This is a genomic window from Pyramidobacter piscolens W5455 (assembly GCF_000177335.1).
In the GTDB taxonomy this organism is placed as follows: domain Bacteria; phylum Synergistota; class Synergistia; order Synergistales; family Dethiosulfovibrionaceae; genus Pyramidobacter; species Pyramidobacter piscolens.
In genome coordinates this window covers 1-1,081 of sequence record NZ_ADFP01000022.1, presented here as the reverse complement: position 1 = coordinate 1,081, position 1,081 = coordinate 1, and the positions used below count along the sequence as shown (strand labels likewise).

At 70.3% G+C, this 1,081-nt stretch carries 1 protein-coding gene; it reads right to left on the bottom strand.

Annotated features, from left to right (window positions below; genetic code table 11):
• The coding region (locus HMPREF7215_RS01570; protein WP_009163826.1) for a 3'-5' exonuclease at nucleotides 1-1,081 on the bottom strand (1,081 nt) is incomplete at both ends.

Sequence of the window (1,081 nt, the reverse complement as noted above, 5' to 3'; positions counted from 1 at the left end):
GCGGCGCAGCCAGGCGTCGGCTTCGCGGCGGGAAACTTCGCCGGGAGCGGGGACGAACTCGCCGCCGGCGCGCTCGATCGACAGCAGCGAGCGGTCCTTTTCCGCGCGTTTTTCCCCGCCGGGCATGAGGCCGCACAAGATCAGGCCGTCGCGCGCGCGGGTCAGCGCCACATAATAAAGACGAGTCCGTTCTTCGTACTCAGCGCGTTCGTCGAGACGGGCGTGGACCTTGCCGAGCAGGCAGTCGCCTTCGGGCCAGTTGTCGGGGAATCGCGGCGCGGCCGCCAGCAGGTGACGCGAAGGTACGACGCCTTTTTCCCGCGCTCCGGCGCGCCCGCCGTGTTCCAGGCCGAAGACGGCCACGAGCGGGAATTCCAACCCTTTGGAAGCGTGGATCGTCATCACTTTGACCGTGTCGCCGCCGGCTTCGGCGCTGGCTTCGGGATCGGCCGCGCCGCGGCGCAAGGCGCTGCGAAGATACGCGGCGACGCCTGCCGGCGACGGGGCGACGCCCGCTTCGTACGCTTCCAGAAGGGCCACGGCGCGGCGCAGATTGGCCAGCGCCGCGGCGCGCCGTTTCGGATGGACGCTTTTCAGGCAGTCGCCGCGGGCCAGCAGTGAAGCCAGCGCCGACGACGGCCCTTCGAGCATGGCCTGCCGGGCCAGGGCTCTCAGTTTCGCCGCCGGACCGGGCCAACGCTCCGCCAGCGTTTTCAGGGGCTCGCCGCGGTCGAGAAACGGCAGCAGCGCCTGGACGTCAGCGAGCGGCAGGCCGGAAAAAGGCGAACACAAAAAACCCGCCAGCGCCGTACGGTCGCGAGGATCGGCGAGAAACGCACAGAGCGCGCAGGCGTCGCGGATCTCCGGGCGTGCGTAGAAACTGCGCCCGCCGGTAAAGGCGGCGGGAACGCCGCAGAGCGAAAAGGCCCTCTGCAAATTCTCGTAGGAACTGCGGGTCGGCGTCAGCACGGCCATGTCGCCCCAGCGGACGGGGCGCAGGCGGTCGCGGTCCCAAACTTTCGCCTCCTGCCCGCGCAGCTCGCAGAGCCGCAGCGCCAGCCGCAACGCCAGCCGGTCGCGC